The 5744-nt window shown below is 68.3% G+C and carries 5 protein-coding genes; 4 read left to right on the top strand and 1 reads right to left on the bottom strand.

The window, feature by feature from the left end; translation table 11 throughout:
* Positions 1-153: 153 nt before the first annotated feature.
* Positions 154-735 carry an RNA polymerase sigma factor gene (locus NON22_RS19305; RefSeq protein WP_257388601.1) on the bottom strand — a complete coding sequence of 194 codons (582 nt, stop codon included), beginning with the start codon at positions 733-735 and terminating at the stop codon, positions 154-156.
* 299 nt (positions 736-1034) lie between these two features.
* Here NON22_RS19305 and NON22_RS19300 point away from each other — a divergent pair, with 299 nt between their 5' ends.
* From NON22_RS19300 to NON22_RS19285, 4 genes are all read left to right on the top strand, one after another.
* Positions 1035-2279, top strand: a complete 1245-nt coding sequence (locus tag NON22_RS19300; RefSeq protein WP_306673914.1) for an efflux RND transporter periplasmic adaptor subunit — start codon at positions 1035-1037, stop codon at positions 2277-2279.
* A gap of 106 nt (positions 2280-2385) precedes the next feature.
* Positions 2386-3111 (top strand): ABC transporter ATP-binding protein, encoded by a 726-nt coding sequence (locus NON22_RS19295; protein ID WP_257388599.1) that lies wholly within the window; start codon positions 2386-2388, stop codon positions 3109-3111.
* 10 nt (positions 3112-3121) lie between these two features.
* Positions 3122-4429 carry an ABC transporter permease gene (locus NON22_RS19290; protein ID WP_257388598.1) on the top strand — a complete coding sequence of 436 codons (1308 nt, stop codon included), beginning with the start codon at positions 3122-3124 and terminating at the stop codon, positions 4427-4429.
* 79 nt (positions 4430-4508) lie between these two features.
* Positions 4509-5738 carry an ABC transporter permease gene (locus NON22_RS19285; protein WP_257388597.1) on the top strand — a complete coding sequence of 410 codons (1230 nt, stop codon included), beginning with the start codon at positions 4509-4511 and terminating at the stop codon, positions 5736-5738.
* The last annotated feature ends 6 nt before the right edge of the window (positions 5739-5744 follow it).

Raw genomic sequence — 5744 nt, 5'->3', positions numbered from 1 at the left:
GCTGCGCATCTTCGCGGCGCGGCGCGGCGTCCGTCGCGCCGTCGGCGCGCACGAGGCCCTCGCTCCGCAGATTCGCGGCCAGTGCCGCCCAGCCGTCTTCGGGCGGCGTCGCCGACGGCAGTCCGCGCAGCGCGCGGCCGAGGGCGGCGGCGTTCAACTCGGTTGCGGATTGGCGATCAGACATGGCTTGGACTCCGGTGTGCCGTCCAGGAAACCGCGCAGTCTTGCGGTGCCGCGCGCGACCTGGGACTTGGAGAAGCTGACGCTCTTGCCGAGAGCGTCGGCGATCTCCGGATGCGAATAGCCTTCGACGTGATAGAGCCAGAGCACGCTGCGGGTCAGCGCCGGCAGCCGGCCGAGGGCCTGCTCCAGCACGAGCCCGTCGGCGTGCACCCACGGCGGCGGCGCGTCGGTTTCCACCTCGTCGACCTGCGCGTCGAACTCGATGCGGCGATCCTTGCGCAGGCGCATCAGCGCCTCGTTCAGCGCGATCTGGCGCAGCCAGCCCCAGAACGGCGCGTCGCCGCGGAACTGGTCGAGGCGCTGGAACAGCTTGAGCATGGCGTCGTGCAGGATCTCGCGCGCGGCGTCGGCGTCGTTGAGCAGGCGCAGCGCCAAGGTATAGACCGGCCGCTCGAACAGCCGGTAGATCTGCTCGAACGCGCGCAGCTCGCCGCTCTGGGCGCGGGCCAGCAGGCTGTCGGGCACATCGATGGCGAAGTTCGATCGGTCCACGTGCGGTCTGGATGCGGCATCGGGCGCAATGGTCGCAGGCCGCGCCGCGGCGCGCGCGCGGCGGCGCCGCAACCGCTGTCCGCGGCCCGTCCCCGACCCGGCGTACGGCCGTCCGTGACCGTGTCCGCGGACAGGCGTACGGCCGGATTGCGCAAGAAAAATCTTCTTAAAACAATTAGTAACGAGTTGGCACGGGTGTTGCTGAAGTGGGTCCCGGGAAGGCGCCGCCGCATGCGGACGCCGCAGAACTACCGGGAGCACGACCGATGATCCGCGACACCTCCGCCCAGGACAAAGCCATGACCCGACCGGTGGCGCCGGCGCGACGCTACTGGAAATACGCCGCGATCGGCGGCGCCGCGCTGCTGCTCGGTGCCTGGCTGCTGCCGGGCATGGTGCGGATGCTCGGCAGCGGCGCGTCGTTCAGCGCCGAGCGCCTGCGCTTCGCCGAAGTGCGCCGCGGCAATCTCACGCGCGACATCTCGGCCCAGGGCCGCGTCGTCGCCGCGGTCAGTCCGACCCTGTATGCGCCGAACGGCGGCATAGTCACCCTGACCGTGCAGGCCGGCGACAAGGTCGAGAAGAACCAGGTACTGGCCGAAGTCGTCAGCCCCGAACTCAGCAACCGCCTGCAGCAGGAGCAGGCGACCCTGCAGAGCGCCGAACTCGCGGCCGAACGTACGAGCATCGACAACCGCAAGCAGCAGCTGACCACGCAGAAGGCGGTGGACCAGGCCGAGATCGACCGCCAGACCGCCGCGCGCGAAGTCGAGCGCACGCAGAAGGCGTTCCAGCTCGGCGCACTGCCGCAGCTCGACGTCATGCGCGCCAAGGACGCGCTGCAGAAAGCCGAGATCACCTTGGAGCATGCCAAAAAGGACGTGGCGCTCGAGCGCGAAAGCCTGGAATTCGAGCTCAAGACCGCGCGCCTGACGCGTGACCGCCAGCGCCTGCTCGTGGCCGACCTGCAGCGCCAGGTCGACGAGCTCAAGCTGCGTTCGCCGGTGGCCGGCCAGGTCGGCCAGCTGCTGGTGCAGCAGAAGGCCAACGTCGCGGCCAACAGCGGCATCCTGACCGTCGTCGACCTGTCGGCCATGGAAGTCGAAGTGCCGGTGCCGGAAACCTTCGCGCGGGATCTCGCGATGGGCATGCCGGCGCAGATCCAGAACGCCGGCCAGACCCTGACCGGCGAGCTGTCCGCGGTCAGCCCCGAAGTCGTCAACGGCCAGGTCACGGCGCGCGTGCGCTTCACCGGCGAGCAGCCCGCCGGCCTGCGCCAGAACCAGCGCCTGTCGACGCGCATCCTGATCGACGAGCACCCGAACGTGCTTATGGTCGAGCGCGGTCCGTTCGTCGATTCCGGCGCCGGCCGCGTGGCCTACGTCGTCGGCAAGGACGGCATGGCCGAGCGCCGCCAGATCCAGGTCGGCGCGACCAGCCTCAATGCGGTCGAGCTCGTCTCCGGCGTCAAGGAAGGCGAGCGCCTGATCATCTCCAGCCTCGACGAATTCAAGGGCGCCGAGCGCGTCGCGCTGGCCCGCTGATCCGCGCGGCGCGCCGCGGCTCCCAGGAGCCCGGCGCGCGGCCGCTGCTGCATCCACCGTTCCGATTCTTCGCCCGCTACACGTAATGCCGACCCGGGAGTCCGCCATGCTCAAGATGAACCACCTGTCCAAGGTCTACCGCACGCACCTGATCGAGACCCACGCGCTGCGCGACTTCTCCATTCATGTGCGCGAAGGCGAATTCGTCGCGGTGACCGGGCCTTCGGGTTCGGGCAAGACGACCTTCCTCAACATTGCCGGCCTGCTCGAGGAGTTCAGCGGCGGCGAGTTCTGGATCGACGGCGTCGACGTGCGCGGCATGAACGACGACCAGCGTTCGCGCCTGCGCAACGAGAAGATCGGCTTCATCTTCCAGGGCTTCAACCTGATCCCCGATCTCAACCTGTTCGACAACGTCGACGTGCCGCTGCGCTACCGCGGCTTCGATGCGGCCGAACGTAAGCGCCGCATCGAGGAGAACCTGACCCGCGTCGGTCTCGCGTCGCGCATGAAGCACTATCCGGCGGAACTGTCCGGCGGCCAGCAGCAGCGCGTCGCGATCGCGCGCGCGCTGGCCGGCTCGCCGCGCCTGCTGCTGGCCGACGAACCGACCGGCAATCTCGACTCGCTGATGGCGCGCGGCGTCATGGAGCTGCTCGAGGAGATCAACCGCCAGGGCACGACCATCATCATGGTCACGCACGATCCGGAGCTGGCCGCGCGCGCCCAGCGCAACGTCCACGTCATCGACGGCCAGGTCACCGATTTCGAATCCGAGCCGCAGCTGCGCGCGCCGGCCCACGGCAGCGACACCGCGGCGGCGGTCGCCTGAGGAATTCCCCATGTTCGCCTACTACCTGCAACTCGGCCTGCACAGCCTCAGGCGCAATCCGCTGCTGACCGCGCTGATGGTGTTCGGCATCGCGCTGGGCATCGGCACCAGCATGACCAGCCTGACCGTGTTCTACCTCATGGGCAGCGACCCGATTCCGTGGAAGAGCGACAAGCTGCACGCCGTGCAGCTCGACAACTGGAGCGCGGAAGAACCCTATCGCGCGCCGAACGAGCCGCCCGACCAGGTCACCTACCTCGATGCGAACGCGCTGATGCAGGCCAGCAAGGCCGACCTGCAGGCCGCGATGTTCAAGGTGGTCTGGCCGCTGCAGCCCGAGAACCCGGAGATCAAGCCGTACTCGGCCATGGGCCGCGCGACCTATACCGACTTCTTCGCGATGTTCGAGCCGCCGTTCAAGTACGGCGGCCCCTGGGACCGCGCGCAGGACAAGGAGAACGCCCGCGTCGTCGTGCTGAGCCGCAACACCAACGAGAAGCTGTTCGGCGGCGAGGACAGCACCGGCAAGAAGGTGCGCCTGAACGAGATCGACTACACCGTCGTCGGCGTGCTCGACAAATGGCAGCAGCGCGTCAAGTACTACGACCTGACCAACGGCGCATTCAACGATCCCGAGGAGTACTACGTGCCGTTCACGACGGCCGTGGAGCTCAAGACGCGCGCCAGCGGCAACAACTCCTGCTGGGAGGCTTCACCCAAGCCGGGCTGGGAGGGCTATCTGGCGTCCGACTGCGTCTGGATCCAGTTCTGGGTGCAGCTGGATTCGCCGGCCCGCGTCGCCGAGTACCACAGCTTCCTCGACAACTACGTCAACGAGCAGAAGAAGCTCGGCCGCTTCCCGCGCCCGCTGAACAACCGGCTGCCGGACGTGAACGCGTGGATCGTCGACCAGCGCGTGGTGCCGAGCGACGCGAAGATCCAGGTCGGCCTGTCGTTCGCGTTCCTGATCGTCTGCCTCGTCAACACGGTCGGCCTGCTGCTCGCGAAGTTCACGCGCAAGTCCGGCGAGATCGGCCTGCGCCGCGCGCTCGGCGCGACGCGCGGCCAGCTGTTCATGCAGCACCTCGTCGAGGCCGGCGTGATCGGCGTCAGCGGCGGCCTGATCGGCCTCGTGCTGACCTGGTTCGGGCTGATGGCCGTGCGCGGACTCTACGCGGACCTCAACAACGTCGCGCATCTGGACTGGTTCATGGTGCTGACCTCCGTCGCGCTGTCGATCGCCGCCGCGGTGCTCGCCGGCCTGTTCCCGACCTGGAAGGCCTGCCAGATCACGCCGGCCACCCAGCTCAAGACCTGAGCATCATTCACCCGCGAACCCTCCGATGCCGCAGATCCGGCGGCTGCCGCCGGATCTGCACAACGCCACAGGTGCACTCATGGAAATCCGTCCCATCCTCTCCGCACTGATGCGCAGCAAGGTCGCGCTCGTGCTGATCGGCCTGCAGATCGCGCTGACCCTGGCCATCGTCTGCAACGCGCTGTTCATCATCTCGCAGCGCATGCAGCTCATGAGCCGCGACAGCGGCATCAACGAAGTCGACACCTTCACGATCGGCAGCCTCGGCTTCGGCGCCGGCTTCGACATCAACGTCTCGGTGCAGGAAGACATGGCGCTGCTGCGCGGCCTGCCCGGCGTCGCCGCGGCCGCGCCGACCAACACCACGCCGATGAGCAACGGCGGCTGGTCGACCGGCATCTCGCTGGCCAAGGGCCAGCGCACCTCGACCGCGCCGTCGGCCATGTACTTCGCCGACGAGCAGGGACTGAACGCGTTCGGCGCCAAGCTCGCCGAGGGCCGTTTCTTCACCGCCGACGAGATCACCAACCGCGATCCCGGCGCGATCGACTGGCCGCCGATCGTCGTGGTCACGCGCGAGCTCGCGAAGAAGCTGTTCCCGGACGGGTCGGCGCTCGGCAAGCAGATCTACCTGAATTCCGAGGGCGAACCGAGCACCATCATCGGCGTCGTCGAGCGCATGCAGGTGCCGTGGATCGGCTTCGCCTCGGAGTCGGGGCCGGATGCGGAGTTCTTCTCGACCTTCGTGCCGCAGCGCGTCGCGTTCGGCAATTTCGGCCGCTATATCGTGCGCGCCGAGCCGGGCCGCCGCGACGAAGTCATGAAGGCCGCCGAGGCCGCGATGCTCAAGAGCAACAGCAGCCGCATCGTGCGCGAGCCGCGCACCGTCGAGCGCATCCGCGCCGAGGGCTACCAGGAACACCGCGCGATGACCATCATCCTGATCGGCGTCATCGTCGCGCTGCTCGCGGTGACCGCGCTCGGCATCGTCGGCATGGCCAGCTTCTGGGTCACCCAGCGCACCAAGCAGATCGGCACGCGACGCGCGCTCGGCGCGACGCGCGGCTCCATCCTGCGCTATTTCATGACCGAGAACTTCCTGATCACCTCGCTGGGCCTGCTGCTCGGCATCGTGCTGACCTACGGCCTGAACTACTGGCTCATGAGCAACTACGAGGCGCAGCGCCTGCCGCTGGCCTATCTCGGCGGCGGCATAGTGGTTCTGTTGTTGCTGGGGCAGGCCGCGGTGTTCGGTCCGGCCACGCGCGCCTCGCGCGTGCCGCCGGCCGTGGCCACGCGCAGCGTCTGAGCGGCG

The sequence above is a fragment of the Tahibacter caeni genome, assembly GCF_024609805.1.
GTDB lineage: Bacteria > Pseudomonadota > Gammaproteobacteria > Xanthomonadales > Rhodanobacteraceae > Tahibacter > Tahibacter caeni.
The sequence above is the reverse complement of the archived record's forward strand: the minus strand, read 5'-3'. Positions and strand labels throughout refer to the sequence as shown.

What these genes read in the sequence shown, in the direction of transcription:
- NON22_RS19295 (WP_257388599.1), top strand. Translation starts at nt 2,386, where the DNA reads ATGCTCAAGATGAACCACCTGTCCAAGGTCTACCGCACGCACCTGATC.
- NON22_RS19285 (WP_257388597.1), top strand. Translation starts at nt 4,509, where the DNA reads ATGGAAATCCGTCCCATCCTCTCCGCACTGATGCGCAGCAAGGTCGCG.
- NON22_RS19290 (WP_257388598.1), top strand. Translation starts at nt 3,122, where the DNA reads ATGTTCGCCTACTACCTGCAACTCGGCCTGCACAGCCTCAGGCGCAAT.
- NON22_RS19300 (WP_306673914.1), top strand. Translation starts at nt 1,035, where the DNA reads ATGACCCGACCGGTGGCGCCGGCGCGACGCTACTGGAAATACGCCGCG.